Origin of the sequence: Paraburkholderia yinzeri (assembly GCF_046581065.1) — a bacterium.
Lineage (GTDB): Bacteria > Pseudomonadota > Gammaproteobacteria > Burkholderiales > Burkholderiaceae > Paraburkholderia.
On record NZ_JBFOCJ010000002.1, the window covers coordinates 92,322 to 107,306 of the forward strand.

Here is a 14,985-nt window from a genome sequence, read left to right on the forward strand (position 1 = left end):
GCTGTGTTCAGGGCCGCATTCATACCTGCGTGCGGGGAGCGGAAGCCGTGCGCGCCGTGGACACGGCGTTCGGCGCCGTGCCGTGCCGCGCACGCGGGCCGCGCGTGAGGCGCCGTTCGAAGAGGAACCAGCTTGCGCTCGCGTAGGCGAGCGTCAAGGCGAGCGCCAGCGCGGCGCTCGCATAGCGCCCATGGCCGAGCGGCCACACTGCGTAGAGGAACGTGAGGTGGATGAGGTAGATCGTGTAGCTGATGGTGCCGATATACACGAGTACGGGATGGCTCAGCAGGCGCCGCACGAGGCCTTTCGCCTGCAGGGCGACGATGACGAGCGAGGTGCAGAGCACGAGCGAAATGCTGTAGAGCAGCGCATTCGAAAGCGGCGTGTTGGTGGCGCGAAAGCGCGGGTAGTGCAGATGCAGCCACGCCAGCGTGGCGAGCGCCGCGCAGAAGAACACCACCGCGGGCACCTTGAACGGTTCGAGTGCGTTGCGGTCGCGCCGCACGAGCACGGCGAGGAGCGCGCCTGCGGCGAGCAGGTCCATGCGGAACGGCGTGAGGTAATAGATCGGCCAGTAGGTGGCGAACCACGGTGTGGCGACGGCGCGCAGCACCGGCACGAGCACGATCAGCGCGGCAGCCACGAAGGCCAGCATGCGCTCGGGCAACAGCAGCACGACGAAGGGCCAGAAGATATAGAACTGTTCCTCGACGGCGAGCGACCAGAGGATGTTGAGGCTGTCGTGCCCGCTCTGGCCCAGTGCGTCGCCGATATTGGTGGCGAAGAAGGCGTACCACGGCCAGTAGTGCGCCCAGCCGAAGCCGAACAGCAGCGAGGACACGACCAGCAGCAGGATGTACGGCGGCAGGATGCGCCGTGCGCGGCGTGCGTAGAAATAACTGAAGTACGACTGCCCACGCGCCTTGCGTTCGAGCAGGATGCCGGTAATGAGGAAGCCGCTCAGCACGAAGAACAGGTCGACCCCCATCCACAGCGGCGCGTGCAGCGCGTGCTGCGCGAACACGGCCATCACGGCGATCGCGCGCAGTCCGTCCAGTTGGGCGATGCGATGGGATGAGGTAGCGGGACTTGCCGGGTTCGTTACGGTCATCGGGTATCCGGTCAATTGAGGCGCAGAATGTCCGGGTCATTCTAGAAAGAATTAAATGCGTAAAAACGGCGAAATATATGGACGCGTGAATGGAATATGAAAATGATCGATACGGGAATATGCGTCGCGATATCGAATTGGAAATGCGGTATGGGTGGAATTGCACCGGAAGAAAACGGAAAAAACGACGTGAACCGCAGCGAGACGAGCATTTCTGACCGGAATGGATCTATCAGGAACGATGCGGAAATATTGACGCGGCGTTCAAAAAGCATTGAATTTTTTTGAATTATTTTCGCTTTTTGCAGGGTGATTTTTCTCATGGGATGTACGGCATGATCCGGACAGATTGCCGTAAACCCCAACGGAGGATTGCCCTTGCCCTCAACGAGTTCCGGTCGCCGCATGCGCAGGCCGCTGGCGCTAGCCGCCCTGTGCGCGTTCGTCTGTACGTCGTCGGTTCAGACGGTGGCTGCGCCGCAACTGAATGTGACTACGTCGTGGATCGGCAATACGTATGGCGATGGTCAGGGCACGTGGGTGCAAATCAATATCACGGCAATTGCGGTCACGCCCGACGGCAAGGTCTATACGAACGCGCCGTGGGACGAGAGCGGCGCCGAAATCAGCGAGTATCAGGACGGCAAGGCGCTCGGCTTCGCGGGCGGCACGCACGGCTGGGGCGGCAGTGGCGGTAACGCCGTGGCCGTCAACCCTCGCTATCTGTATGCCGCCGTGGGCGTCGGCAACGAGAAGGGGCACCTGGTCGGCAACGGCATCTGGCCGCCGAAGGGGCATCAGTGGATCGGCATTACGCGGCGGCCGCTCGGCGAGCCTAAGCGCGCTGCCGCGTTCCAGGCCTCGCCGGATCCGCTCAATCCTCACGCGCAGCTTGCCGGCGCATTCCTGCGCATCAATGACGTCGCGAGCGGCACGCGTGCCGACATCGGCGGTCTTGCTGCCACCGACTCGACGCTCTATGTGAGCAACACGGCGATGGACCGCATCGAGGTGTACGACGCCAATACGATGCAGCGTCAGTCGCAATGGAGCGTGCACGAACCGGGTCGCATCGCGATCGCGGGCGACGGCTCGCTCTGGGTGCTCACCGGCACGCTGAGCGACCGCACGCCGCGCGTCGCGCACTACTCGGCGCAGGGCAAGCTGATTTCCGATGCAGCGCTCGCGCTTCCCGCCGACTCGGTTGCCGTCGATATCGCGGTCGATCCCGCGCAGCGCATCCTGATTGCCGATAACGGCCCGCGCCAGCAGATCCTGATCTACACACGCAACGGCGACACCTACGCGCCGGGAGGCGCGCTTGGCGAGCGCGGCGGCATCTTCTCGGGCGTGCCGGGGTGGCCCGGTCCTGGCCGCTTCAACGGCTTGACCGGCGTGGCGGCGGATGCGCACGGCAACATCTACGTTTCGACGAACGGCATCGGGCCGCGCCACGACAGCATCGGCGCGGGCCTCGGCGCGACGCTCGAGAGCTATACCCCGGAAGGCAAACGCAACTGGAATATCGAGGGCCTGTTGTTCGTGGACGGCGCGTGGATGGACCCGTCGCGTCCCAATAGCGTCTATACGGGCAACAAGCGCTTCGAACTGGATCTCTCGAAGCCGCCGGGACAGGACTGGAAGTATATTGGATTCCTGAACAATCGCTTCCGCTATCCGGACGACCCGGTCTTTCACACGGACCAGTGGCCGGGTCTGCCCACCGCACGCGAGCTGGATGGTCACACGTTCCTCTATCTCACGGACATGTATGCGGACCATCTGAAGATCTATCGCTTCGATCCGCAACATGAAGGCGAAATCGCGATTCCCTCGGACTTTATCGCGGGCCGCGAGCGCCCGGTCCTGCACGTGCCCAACGCGCCGCCCGGCGGCGACTGGATCTGGCGCGACGCCAACGGCAACGGTGCGTTCGATCAGGACGAGTTCACGCTCAACACGGGCCGCGAGAAACTGGGCGGCGGCTGGGGCTGGTGGATCGATACGCGCGGCGACATCTGGCGCGCGCGCGACGACAAGGGCATCTGGCGCTTCCGCTTCGGCGGTCTGGACGCGAAGGGCAACCCGATCTACAGCTACGACAAGCTCGACAAGTACGACATACCCGCGCCGTTCACGGAAGTGCACCGCGCGATCTACGAACCGGAAACGGATTCGCTCTATGTGACCGGCTATACGGCCGATTCGCCGCACGATCCGGGCTTCTGGAAAGAAGCGGGCCGGGTGCTCGTGCGCTACGACCATTGGTCGGGCGGGCATCCCGATCAACGCTATCTGCTGCGCCTGCCGTGGGATCCGAAGGCGAAGCCGCCCGTCACGCCCGCGGGCCTCACGGTCGAAGGGCGCTACGTCTTCGTAGTGGAGCCCGCTGGCAACGTGCACGTGTACGACAAGGACAGCGCGAAGGAGGTCGGCACCTTCGGCCCGGGACCCGAGGTGGGCAACGCTTCGGGCTGGGTGGATGTGCCGTTCGGCATCAGCGCGCATCGGCAGTCCGACGGCGAGTACCTGATCTTCGTGGAGGAGGACGCGCGCGGCAAGGTGCTCATGTACCGCTGGAAGCCTGTTTAAAGGCTGCATGAGGGCTGCATGAAGCCCGCCTGAAGGCCGCCCCCGGCCGGTTGCAACCCCGCTACTGGAACGTTATGGACAAACGAATCCTGCGCAACATCGCCATCAATCTGTTCGGCCTCGTGCTGCCCACCTTCGTGTCGCTCGTCACGGTGCCCTCGTACATCCGCCTGCTCGGCGTCGAGCGCTATGGCGTGATCGCACTCGTCTGGACGCTGATCGGCTATTTCAGCGTGCTCGACCTCGGCATGAGCATGGCCGCACAGAACCATATTTCGAAGGCGCACGCCTCCGGCGATGCCGACGCCTGCGAGCGTGTCTTCTGGAGCGCCTTCTGGCTCAACTTCACGACGGGCGTGATCGGCGGCCTGCTGATCTATTCGGGCGGCGCGCTCTATACGGCGTACTTCACGCACGTCACACCGGCTCTGCGCCACGAGGTCTATCTCGCGCTGCCGTGGCTCGCCGTAGCGATCCCGCTTGCCAACGTCTCGTGGGTGTTCGCGGGCGCGATCAACGGCGCCGAACGTTTCGGCATCTACAACACGAACCAGACCATCGGCACATTTCTGTTCCAACTGCTGCCGCTCGGCGCGGCCTGGGCCATCGCGCCGAACCTGCAGACCGTGCTGGCCGCGGCCGTGCTCGCGCGCCTGATCGCCGCGGTGCTGCTCGGACATTCGGCGCTGCGCGTGTTGTCCATCCGCACGCTGCGCGGCCCGCGTCTCGACACCTCGAAGGCGCTCTTCAATTTCGGCGGCTGGATGCTGATTGCGAGCATCACGACGATGGTGGCCGATTCGCTCGACCGCATGACGCTGGGCGCGGGTCTCGGCGCTCGCTTCGTGACCTACTACACGGTGCCCCAAAACCTCGTCACGCGCTTGAACCTCGTACCCAACGCGCTCGTACGTACGCTTTTTCCGCGCCTTTCGGCGCTGCATCGCGAGCATGCCGACGAGATCGCCTCGCAGTCGCTGCAGTTTCTCAATGCCGTGTTCACGCCTGTAGCCATTGGCGCCATCGTTGTGCTCGCGCCGTTCATGGGCGCCTGGGTAGGCCCCGATCTGGCCGCTCACGGCGCACCTGTGGGCCGCGTCCTGATTGTCGCCGTGTGGTTGGTCGGCCAGGCGAGCGTTACGCGCGTGCTGATCCAGGCGCAGAACAATCCGGCCGCAACCGCTCGCGTGGGCCTCATTGAACTGCCGCTCTTCGCCGGGTTGCTGTGGTACGCCATCGCGCACTTCGGGCTGCCTGGCGCGGCCGCCGCCGTGCTCGCACGCGCGCTGTTCGACTACCTGGTTTTGCTGTATCTCTCGCGCATCCACGCCCGCCTGATTCTCGTCGACATGTTCGCACACCTGAGCTTCCTTGCCGCCGCGCTGGCGTGCGCATGGTGGCTGCCGGGCGCGGCGTTCGCGGTGGGGGCGGGTGTCGTGCTGGCAGTGGCGAACGTCGTCTGGTCGGTGGCGACCACGCCGATGTTGCGCAGCTATGCCCGTTCCCTTTTCTTTCGCCTGAATTCACGGAAAAGCGCATGAGTCACGAATTGATCGACGAAGCGGTGCCGTCCGAAAGCGCCGCCGTGCCCGCCCTGCGGCGCGAACGCGTGGTGGCGCCTGGCGCCGCGAAGCGCGCCGCGTCTGCCATGGCTCCCGCCGCGCGCGCGCCGCGCGTGGCGATCGTGCATGACTGGCTCGTCACCTACGCGGGCGCCGAACGCGTGCTCGAACAGATCATTGCCTGCTTTCCCGAAGCGGATCTGTTCGCCGTCGTCGATTTCGTCGACGAGAAAGAGCGTGCGTTCCTGCACGGCAAGCCGGTGACGACCTCGTTCATCCAGCGGCTGCCCCTCGCACGCAAGAAGTACCGCGCGTGGTTGCCGCTCATGCCGCTCGCCATCGAGCAGCTCGACGTTTCGGCCTACGACGTGGTGATTTCGAGCAGCCATGCGGTGGCCAAGGGCGTGCTGACCGGGCCGGACCAGTTCCACCTGAGCTACGTGCATTCGCCGATCCGCTATGCGTGGGATCTGCAGCACCAGTATCTGCAGGAATCGCATCTCACGCGCGGTCCGAAGTCGATACTCGCGCGTCTCATCCTGCACTACATCCGCAACTGGGACGTGCGCACGGCAAACTCGGTGGACCAGTTCGTCGCGAACTCGCAGTTCATCGCGCGGCGCATCCGCAAGGTGTATCAGCGCGAAGCGGCCGTGGTGTATCCGCCTGTCGATATCGAAGGTTTCGCACTGCAGACCGGGAAGGACGACTTCTATCTGACCGCGTCGCGACTCGTGCCGTACAAGAAGATCGACCTGATCGTCGAGGCATTCGCACGTACGCCGGAGCGCAAGCTTGTCGTGATCGGCGACGGTCCCGACATGCACAAGGTGCGCGCCAAGGCCACGCCGAACGTCGAGGTCATGGGCTATCAGCCGTTCGCCGTGCTGCACGATCGCATGCGGCGTGCGAAGGCCTTCGTATTCGCCGCGGAAGAGGACTTCGGCATATCCGTGGTCGAGGCGCAGGCGTGCGGCACGCCCGTGATCGCTTATGGCAAGGGCGGAGCGCTCGAGACCGTGCGCGACGGCGTGCGGCCTACGGGCCTGTTCTTCGGCGAGCAAAGCGCGGAGGCGATCGTCGCCGCGGTGGATGCCTTCGAGCGCGAGCCGGGCCGCATACGCCCCGAGGATTGCCGTGCGAACGCCGAGCGCTTTTCGGCGGCGCGGTTTCGCGAGGAACTGTTCGCGCGCGTGGCGCAGAGCGTGCCCGGGATCGCGCGCCGCGGCGTCGCGCGTGCCCCGGCCGCATCGGCTGCGGCGCCCGCGCAGCGTGCCGGCGATGGGGAAGGGCAGGGCGACGTGCCTGGAGCGCCCCGTGTGCTCGCCCTCGACCAGAGCGGCGTGCTGGGCGGCGCGGAACTTTCGCTGCTCGAAGTCGTGAAGGGTCTGCGCTCGCGCATCGAGGTGCTGCTCTTCAACGACGGGCCGTTTCGCGAGGCGCTGGCCGCTGCGGGCGCGCGCGTGGACGTGCTCGATTCGGGCGCGCTGCGCCACGTGCGCCGCGATGGCGGCACGGCGCCGCGCCTGGGCGTGCTCGCGGGCATCGCCGGGCTGGTGGGCGCGACGCGCCGCCGCGCGCGCGATGTCGACGTGCTCTATGCCAACACGCAGCGCGCCATGGTGATCGGCGTACTGGCGGGCCGGCTGGCGCGCAAGCCCGTGGTCTGGCATTTGCGCGACATCGTCAGCGACGAACACTTCGGCCGCGTGCAGCGTCTCGTCATCAAGGGCTGTGCGAAGCTGGGCCTCGCGCACGTGATTGCGAATTCGCATGCGTCGGCGCGCGAATTCGAGCGGCTTACGCATTTCGACTCGGGCCGTATCGATATCGTGCACAACGGCGTGGACGAAGCACCGTTCCGGGCGCTGAAAGGCGTGTCGCAGCAACAGTTGCGCGCGCAGATTGGCTTGCCGGCCGACGCGTTCCTCGTGGGTGCCTTTAGCCGCCTTGCGCGCTGGAAGGGGCAGCATGTGCTGCTTGAAGCGCTGTTGCGCGATACGCGCTTGCACGCGGTGCTGGTGGGTGCCCCGCTCTTCGGCGAAGACGCCTATGCCGCGGAGCTGCGTGCGTTTGTCGACGCGCATGGGCTTGCCGGGCGCGTCCACTTTCTGGGCTTTCGTCACGACATTGCCGCCTGCATGCGGGCGATGGACGTGATCGTTCATACCTCGATTACGCCTGAGCCGTTCGGCCGCGTGGTGGTGGAGGGCATGCTGGCCGAGCGTCCCGTTGTGGCTTCGCGCGATGGTGGCGTGACCGAGATTCTGGAACATGGGGTCAGCGGTTTGCTCTGTACGCCGGGCGATGCGGCGGAACTGGCTGCGACGCTGGTTTCGCTGCACGATGATAGGGCGCTGCGCGAGCTGTTGACGGGAAACGGTCTTGCCGTGGCGCGTGAACGTTTTGGTAAGACGCGCTATGTGGAGGCGGTGGAGCGTGTGCTGGATGAAGTTGTGATGCGGGCGCGCTAAGAGTTTTTATTTGCTCGGAGTGATGTTGTGGGTGCTGCTGAGTGATTGATTCGTGGTTCTTACTACTTTGGCGTTTCCTTGTGTTCGTGTCGGTATGCCAGGGTTGCCCCTGTGCGGGGCGGCACCTACTTTCTTTGCCGCGGCAAAGAAAGTAGGCAAAGAAAGCCGCTCACCCCGCCAGTGTGACGCCGTCCGCCACTCGCCTACCCTGGTAGTGGTTCCGGGGCGTCTGCCATCACTGACCGTTAGCCGGAGTGACAAGGGGCTCATTCTTCCGGCGACGCTGCGCGCGCCGAAGGGCATAACTTAAACCAGCGGTACGTACACCGAAATGCCTGAAAGCAAGGCCGGTTTCCCTTGCAGACCTGTCTGCGGCGCGCGTAGCGCGCAGCAGGAGGTATGAGCCCTTTGTCACTAACGTGGAGGGTGCGAGGTGACAGACGCTCCGGAACCACTACCCACGATGGCGAGTGGTGGACGGCGTCACACTGGCGGGGTGAGCGGCTTTCTTTGCCTACTTTCTTTGCCGCGGCAAAGAAAGTAGGTGCCGCCCCGCACAGGGGCAACCCTGGCAGACCACCACGAACACAAGGAAACGCCAAAACAGCAAGAACCGCAACAAACCCCAGGAGTGACTATTTCCAAACACTCGCAGAACCACTACCAAAACAGAAGCGCTAAAAAAAGCGCTCCATCGCTCATGCCCCCCGACGCCGCAGCCTCGCGGCAGCCCGAAGCGCTGGGCGCTCGACGAGGCAGTAAAAAATCCAGGCCACAGGCAACACGGCTAACGTGAAGCCGAACGAAGGCCAGATAGAGGTCTGCAGCGCCGAGCGGTACAACAACGAGCCCAGCAGCACAAATAGCGGCAAGTGGATCAGATACAGCGAATAGCTGAAGTCGCCGATCTTCGAGAACAGGGGAACGACGACCCCGCCGCCGTTGCCGTCGGCAGGACGCGCAAGCGCCTTGACGAGATAGCAGGCGAACGCGCACGCCCAGAGCTGAAACGCACCGTACTGGCCGAAATGAAACGCGGCGCAGCCGGCCACGGCGAGCAGCGCCGCGGCGGACCAGGCGAACGGAAAGCCGCGCGAGCCCCGCAACCGCGCTTCGGCGATCCAGGCGCCGAGGATCCACGAGAACCAGTACGAGGTGAAGACGATGATGTCGTGGCGCTGCAGCGTCAGTGCCGAAACGACGTTGATGGCCGCAATGCCGGCAATCACGGCAGGCAGGCCGAAGCGGCGGCGCAGCGCGAAGACGAGTGGATAGAGCAGGTAGAACTGCACTTCGAGCGAAAGCGTCCAGAGCGCGCCGTTCGAGCCATAGGTCTTGCCGGCCACGCCCTGCAGCGAAAACAGGTTGACGAGGAAGGAGAGCGGGCCGATATCGAGAATCTTGTGGCTGACCGGCTGCAACGTGAGGCTGATGGAGTCGGCCGCGAACGTGAGCAGCAGGGCGGCCAGCAGCACGGGATAGATACGCACGAAGCGGCGCAGCCAGAACTGGCGCGTATCGAGCCGAAAGCCGGGGTTGGCGAGCAGTCGCGCCGCGCCGCTGCGATGAATGCAATAACCGCTGATGACGAAAAAAATTGGCACGCCGGCCGATCCCCAGGCCACCGGTAGCGTGAGCCACGCGGCAATCGTGCCGGGATTCGCGAGGCTTGCATGCGAGGCGTGAAAGGCCTCCATGCCGACCCACGTGATCTGGCGGCAGTGGAAATAGGCTACGAGCAGTGCTGCAAAGCCTCGCAGCGCCTCGATCAGGTGCTCCCCGGCAAGCGCGCCCGCGGCGGGCTGCAAGGAGCGGGCCGGTTGAGCCGGCAGGATGGACGCGGGCGGCAGGGTGGTTTCGAGTGCGGGATCGCTCATCAGTATGCGGGATGTTCGGGTGTCCTCGCGATCTTAGGCGGGAAGCGCGGCGAAATTATGCAAAAGATTTTCAAAATGTATTCCTGCTTGCCTTTCGGTTGGCGATTTGAAAAATATCGAATGGCATAAAAAAATAGCGATGCGAAAAAGTCAGTTTATTTGTGGAATTTGTGATGCTAGTTTGGGAGCGCCTGCTTATGGTTGCTGGAGTCGCTGGAGAATTCGATGAACCTGCATTTGCTAGCCGGCGTAGCCGTGCTGTTGATCCTCGTCGCGGTGTCGGCCTACCGCGAAGCCTTGCGCAATGAGCCGATCCGGCGCGTGCGTGCGCGTTCGGGCAAGTTGCCCACCGCCGACGATGTCGAGTAGACTGCGCTCGTCGATATCGGATTTCATACGCGCGTCCATTCGTTGCTCGCCATCTGGATCAGGCAATTTCTGCCGATTATCCGCAGTAAATGGCAATAATTGCCGCCGATCCTTTTCAAATTCTTTATCCGGATTTCCTTGGCCTTTCATAATTGCCGGTAGAGGCCGGAAGCCGGACGAGTTCCCTATAAAAAATTCACTATCAGAACCCCCGGGGCCGCCGGACTCGCCATGTCGCGAGTCCGTCATTCAAACGATCGATCTGGGATAGAACATCATGTTGAAAGTCACCAAAGCGGTATTTCCTGTTGCGGGCCTCGGTACGCGCTTTTTGCCGGCGACCAAGGCCAGCCCGAAGGAAATGCTGCCGATCGTGGACAAGCCGCTGATCCAGTACGCGGTGGAAGAAGCCATCGCCGCGGGCATCACGGAGATGATTTTCGTGACGGGCCGCAGCAAGCGGGCGATCGAAGATCACTTCGACAAGTCCTACGAGATCGAGGCCGAACTCGAAGCACGCCGCAAGGACAAGCTGCTCGAACTCGTGCGCAGCATCAAGCCGAGCCATGTGGACTGCTTCTATGTACGCCAGGCCGAAGCGCTGGGTCTGGGCCACGCCGTGCTGTGCGCCGAGAAGCTCGTGGGCGGCGGGCCGTTTGCCGTGATTCTCGCCGACGACCTGCTCTACAGCCCCACGCCCGTCATGAAGCAGCTCGTGGACGTGTTCAATCACTATCACAGCTCGGTCGTGGGCGTGGAAACGATCGCGCGCGAGAACAGCGCGTCGTATGGCGTCGTGGATGGCCGCGAGTGGGAAGAGGACGTGTTCAAGCTCGCGGGCATCGTCGAAAAACCCGCGCCCGAGGTGGCGCCGTCGAATCTGGGGGTGGTGGGGCGCTATGTGCTGATGCCCACGATTTTCGATCATCTGCGCGCGCTCAAGCCCGGCGCCGGCGGCGAGCTGCAGCTCACCGACGCGATGCAGTCGCTTCTCACGGAAGAGCAGGTGCTCGCGTACCGTTACAAGGGCACGCGTTTCGATTGCGGCAGCAAGCTCGGCTACCTGAAAGCGACCGTCGAATTCGCGTTGCGGCACCCGGAAGTGAAGGACGAGTTCGAAGCGTATCTGCAGCAGCATCTTCCGGCGGCACTGGCCGCAGCGGCCTGACACAGTCGCGCAGCCGCGCTTGCGCCCGCAGGTGCGGCTCGCATTTTTGCACTGCGCCGTCCTCCGCTTCCGCCGCGCCTCTTCCGCCTCTGCGGCGCGTTGCCGGCGGGCGGCCGGTTCGCGTTCACGCCGACCGATTCGTTGTGTCGTCAGCCACGGTCTTTCTCCACTTCGCACTACACTGGGAAGCAGGAGCGAGGGCAATTGGTGCCGCCCCGGTTCCGGGAACGGCACGTGCTACGCGCGGCGGGCCGATGTGATGAACTGCCCGAAACGGAACGATTGCCCGGACCGAACATACGTCATGCGTAGTGACTCGATACCGGCGGTTCCGCGGCGCCCTGGCCTGCCCACGCCAGTCGCGCGCGGGAACGGCGGAGCCTGACTCAACCCGCGCGTGCCGGACCGCTGGAGGGCGCGTGCCAGAAACAAGGAGAACCGGCCATGACAAGGCATTCCCCGACAGGCAGCGACCAGCCCGCGCCGGCCGGCGCGACGTGCGTGGGCGCCTGCGATCCCGCTGATCGCTTCGACGTCGTGGTGGTGCTGCGGCGCCAGCAGGCCGAGGCTTTTCACCAACTGGTGGACAGCTTGACGGCCCGCGATCCGTCCGCGCAGCCGATCTCGCGCGAAGAATACGAACAGCGCTTCGGCGCCGCGCGCAAGGACATCGAGCGCGTCGAGCGCTTTGCTGCGGCGCACGGACTCACCGTCGTGAAGGCCGACCGCGCGGCGCACCGTGTCGTGCTTTCCGGCACGGTGCAGCAGTACAACGCGGCGTTTGGCGTCGACCTGCAGCACTTCGAGCACCGGATCGGCAAGTCCACCCGGCATTTCCGCCAACCGGGCAGTCCCGTGCGGATACCCGACGACGTTCGCGAGGTCGTCACGGCCGTGGTCGGTTTCGACAACCGCGAGAAAGCGCAGCCGCACTTCCGCATGATTTCGCCGATCCGTCCGCCAATCCGCGCAGCGCAGGCGGCGGGCGAATCGTTCACGCCGCTGCAGATCGCGCAGCTCTACGACTTTCCCCCCGGCGACGGCAAGGGCGAGTGCATCGCGCTCATCGAAATGGGCGGCGGCTACAGCGACGCCGATCTTCAGGACTACTTCAGTACGCTCGGCGTGCCGATGCCGACCGTGGAAGCCGTTCCGGTGGACGGTGCGGAGAACGCGCCCACGGGCGACCCGAACGGCCCCGACGGCGAAGTTACGCTCGACGTGGAAATTGCCGGCGCGCTAGCGCCCGCCGCGCTGATTGCCGTGTACTTCTCGCCGAACAGCGAAGCGGGCTTCGTCGACGGCGTAAGCGCGGCGCTGCACGACAGCACGCGCAAGCCTTCGGTCATTTCGATCAGTTGGGGCGCGCCGGAATCGGCCTGGTCGCAGCAGACCCTCGCCGCACTGAACGACGCGCTCGAAACCGCCGTCGCGCTGGGCGTGACGGTGTGCGCGGCGGCGGGCGACAGCGGGTCGTCGGATGGCGTGGGCGACGGCGCCGACCACGTGGACTTCCCGGCGTCGAGCCCGTACGCGCTGGGCTGCGGCGGCACGCACATTAAGGCGAGCGGACGGCAGATCGTGCGCGAGACCGTCTGGAACGACGGCAGCGGCGGCGCGACGGGGGGCGGCGTGAGCGCGACTTTCGCGCTGCCCGCCTGGCAAAAGGGCCTTTCGGTCGTGCGCCAGAACGGCGGCGCGGGCGCGCTCGTGCGGCGCGGCGTGCCCGATGTCGCGGCCGACGCGGACCCGGACTCGGGCTACGTGGTGCGCGTGGCCGGCACCGACACGGTGGTGGGCGGCACGAGCGCGGTGGCTCCGTTGTGGGCCGCCCTGATCGCGCGGGTGAACGCCGCGCGCGGCAAGCCGGTCGGCTTCGCCAACGCGCTGCTCTATGCGCAGCCGGCTGCGTTCAACGACATCACGAGCGGCAACAACGGCGACTATTCGGCCGGCCCGGGATGGGACGCGTGCACGGGGCTCGGCACGCCGGTGGGCACCAAGGTGGCTGGGGCGCTCGCATCGGCGTAGGATGAAGCGGCGCGCGCGGAGGCGCTGCCCTCCGCGCGATTCAAGGCGCATTCACGCTGCATCACGGCGTATCACGGCGTATCACGGCGTATCACGGCGTATCACGGCGTATCGGGAGCCAGGAGAAGACATGAACGATCACGCTTCATCCACGCACGGAAACCCGAGCGGCAACGGCAAGCATCGCGGTCCGGCGGACGTGCCGTGCTTCGATCCCACCGCCTACGGCATGGGCCCGGACGACTTCGTCACCGACATGACCGAGAATGCCGCGATCACGCACCACGCCATGGAACTAGGCGGCCAGGCGATCGCCTACACGGCGACGGCGGGGCACCTGGTGACCGTGGACCCCAGCAGCTCGCAGCCCAATGCGAAGATTTTCTACGTGGCGTTCACGAAGGACGGCGCAAGCGCGCAGGAGCGGCCCGTCACGTTCTTCTACAACGGCGGCCCGGGTTCTTCGTCGGTGTTCGTGCTGCTGGGCTCGTTCGCGCCCAAACGCATCAAGACCTCGATGCCGGGCTTCACGCCGCCTGCGCCCTATACGCTCGAAGACAATCCGGACAGTCTCCTCGACCGCAGCGACCTCGTGTTCGTCAATCCGGTGGGCACCGGCTATTCGGCGGCCATCGCGCCGCATCACAACCGCGACTTCTGGGGCGTCGACCAGGACGCCGACTCGCTCAAGCAGTTCGTCAAGCGCTATCTCACGGCGAACGACCGCTGGAATTCGCCGAAATTTCTCTACGGCGAGTCGTACGGCACGGCGCGCAGTTGCGTGCTTGCCTATCATCTGCACGAGGACGGCGTGGACCTCAACGGCATCACGCTGCAGTCGTCGATTCTCGACTACACCCAGAGCGGCAACCCGGTCGGCGCGCTGCCCACGGCGGCGGCCGACGCGTGGTATCACGACCGCCTCGGCGTGAGTCCGAAACCTGAGGACCTCCAGGCATTCGCGGCTCAGGTCGCGCAGTTCTCGCGCACGGACTACCGCGAGGCGCTCGCGAAGTTTCCCGATCCGAAGAATGCGGCGATCGCCGCGGCGCTCAAGACGCTGGCTCAATACACGGGCATCGATACGCAGACGCTCTCGTCATGGAACCTCGACATCGCCGCTTACGACAGCCGCGGCAATTCGCTCTTCCTCACCACGCTGCTCAAGGACAAGGGCGTGGCGCTGGGCTCCTATGACGGCCGCGTGACGGCCATCGACACGGGTATCGCCGGCAATGTCGATCCGAACGCGGGCGGCAACGATCCGACCATGACGGCCGTGAGCGGCGTCTACACGGCGATGTGGAACAGCTACCTCAACGAGCAACTGAAGTTCCGCTCGAACTCGTCGTTCACGGACCTCAACGACCAGGCGTTCCAGAACTGGAACTTCAGCCACATCGATCCCACCGGCGCGCAGAAGGGGGTGGACGCGCAAGGCAACGTGATCCTCTACACGGCCGGCGATCTGGCCGCCGTGATGGCGCTCAATCCTGACCTGCGCGTGCTCTCGGCGAACGGCTTCTACGATTTCGTCACGCCCTTCTACCAGACCGTGATCGACCTGCAGAAGATGCCGCTCGCCGACCAGAAGGTGCGCAACAACCTCAGCGCGCGCTTCTACCCGTCGGGGCACATGGTCTACCTCGACAATGCCTCGCGCACGGCGCTCAAGGGCGATCTGGCGAAGCTCTATCAGAGCGCGGTGGCGGACCGGCCGGCCGTCGCGCGCATCCGCGCCCTGCAGCGCATGCGGGCAATGAGCACGATGCAGCATTGACGCGCGCGCGGCTTCACGCCG

At 64.9% G+C, this 14,985-nt stretch carries 9 protein-coding genes; 7 read left to right on the forward strand and 2 right to left on the reverse strand.

The features are described 5' to 3' along the window. Positions 1 to 19: 19 nt before the first annotated feature. Positions 20 to 1,111: an acyltransferase family protein gene (locus WJ542_RS17590; RefSeq protein ID WP_411190688.1), complete on the reverse strand. Its 1,092-nt coding sequence runs from the start codon at positions 1,109 to 1,111 to the stop codon at positions 20 to 22. A 405-nt stretch (positions 1,112 to 1,516) separates the two neighbouring features. On the opposite strand from WJ542_RS17590, the gene WJ542_RS17595 reads away from it, so the two are divergent. The 3 genes from WJ542_RS17595 to WJ542_RS17605 all read left to right on the forward strand — a co-directional run bounded on the left by WJ542_RS17595 (position 1,517) and on the right by WJ542_RS17605 (position 7,739). Next, positions 1,517 to 3,703 carry an NHL repeat-containing protein gene (locus WJ542_RS17595; RefSeq protein ID WP_411190689.1) on the forward strand — a complete coding sequence of 729 codons (2,187 nt, stop codon included), beginning with the start codon at positions 1,517 to 1,519 and terminating at the stop codon, positions 3,701 to 3,703. Between the two features lie 74 nt (positions 3,704 to 3,777). Beyond that, complete coding sequence (locus WJ542_RS17600; protein WP_411190690.1) at positions 3,778 to 5,244, forward strand: flippase; 1,467 nt, start codon at positions 3,778 to 3,780, stop codon at positions 5,242 to 5,244. Then, on the forward strand, positions 5,241 to 7,739 hold the full coding sequence (locus WJ542_RS17605; RefSeq protein WP_411190691.1) for a glycosyltransferase family 4 protein: 2,499 nt from the start codon (positions 5,241 to 5,243) through the stop codon (positions 7,737 to 7,739). Before WJ542_RS17600 ends, WJ542_RS17605 begins: the two co-directional genes overlap by 4 nt. A 698-nt stretch (positions 7,740 to 8,437) precedes the next feature. Here the strand turns inward: WJ542_RS17605 and WJ542_RS17610 are convergent. Next, on the reverse strand, positions 8,438 to 9,616 hold the full coding sequence (locus WJ542_RS17610; RefSeq protein ID WP_411190692.1) for an acyltransferase family protein: 1,179 nt from the start codon (positions 9,614 to 9,616) through the stop codon (positions 8,438 to 8,440). A 225-nt stretch (positions 9,617 to 9,841) separates the two neighbouring features. Here WJ542_RS17610 and WJ542_RS17615 point away from each other — a divergent pair, with 225 nt between their 5' ends. The 4 genes from WJ542_RS17615 to WJ542_RS17630 all read left to right on the forward strand — a co-directional run bounded on the left by WJ542_RS17615 (position 9,842) and on the right by WJ542_RS17630 (position 14,964). After that, the gene (locus tag WJ542_RS17615) at positions 9,842 to 9,985 is read left to right on the forward strand and encodes a hypothetical protein (protein ID WP_169740115.1); all 144 of its coding nucleotides are present in this window, start codon (positions 9,842 to 9,844) and stop codon (positions 9,983 to 9,985) included. Positions 9,986 to 10,262: 277 nt separating this feature from the next. Further along, the gene (gene galU, locus WJ542_RS17620) at positions 10,263 to 11,153 is read left to right on the forward strand and encodes a UTP--glucose-1-phosphate uridylyltransferase GalU (protein ID WP_411190693.1); all 891 of its coding nucleotides are present in this window, start codon (positions 10,263 to 10,265) and stop codon (positions 11,151 to 11,153) included. Between the two features lie 444 nt (positions 11,154 to 11,597). Continuing rightward, complete coding sequence (locus WJ542_RS17625) at positions 11,598 to 13,184, forward strand: S53 family peptidase (RefSeq protein WP_411190694.1); 1,587 nt, start codon at positions 11,598 to 11,600, stop codon at positions 13,182 to 13,184. A gap of 130 nt (positions 13,185 to 13,314) precedes the next feature. Next, a complete protein-coding gene (locus WJ542_RS17630; RefSeq protein ID WP_411190696.1) occupies positions 13,315 to 14,964 on the forward strand; it encodes a S10 family peptidase in 1,650 nt (549 codons plus the stop codon). The last annotated feature ends 21 nt before the right edge of the window (positions 14,965 to 14,985 follow it).

Bases quoted from the DNA above. Each gene is read 5' to 3' on its own strand.
- WJ542_RS17590 (WP_411190688.1), bottom strand. From the start codon at position 1,111: ATGACCGTAACGAACCCGGCAAGTCCCGCTACCTCATCCCATCGCATC.
- WJ542_RS17595 (WP_411190689.1), top strand. From the start codon at position 1,517: ATGCGCAGGCCGCTGGCGCTAGCCGCCCTGTGCGCGTTCGTCTGTACG.
- WJ542_RS17600 (WP_411190690.1), top strand. From the start codon at position 3,778: ATGGACAAACGAATCCTGCGCAACATCGCCATCAATCTGTTCGGCCTC.
- WJ542_RS17605 (WP_411190691.1), top strand. From the start codon at position 5,241: ATGAGTCACGAATTGATCGACGAAGCGGTGCCGTCCGAAAGCGCCGCC.
- WJ542_RS17610 (WP_411190692.1), bottom strand. From the start codon at position 9,616: ATGAGCGATCCCGCACTCGAAACCACCCTGCCGCCCGCGTCCATCCTG.
- WJ542_RS17615 (WP_169740115.1), top strand. From the start codon at position 9,842: ATGAACCTGCATTTGCTAGCCGGCGTAGCCGTGCTGTTGATCCTCGTC.
- galU (WP_411190693.1), top strand. From the start codon at position 10,263: ATGTTGAAAGTCACCAAAGCGGTATTTCCTGTTGCGGGCCTCGGTACG.
- WJ542_RS17625 (WP_411190694.1), top strand. From the start codon at position 11,598: ATGACAAGGCATTCCCCGACAGGCAGCGACCAGCCCGCGCCGGCCGGC.
- WJ542_RS17630 (WP_411190696.1), top strand. From the start codon at position 13,315: ATGAACGATCACGCTTCATCCACGCACGGAAACCCGAGCGGCAACGGC.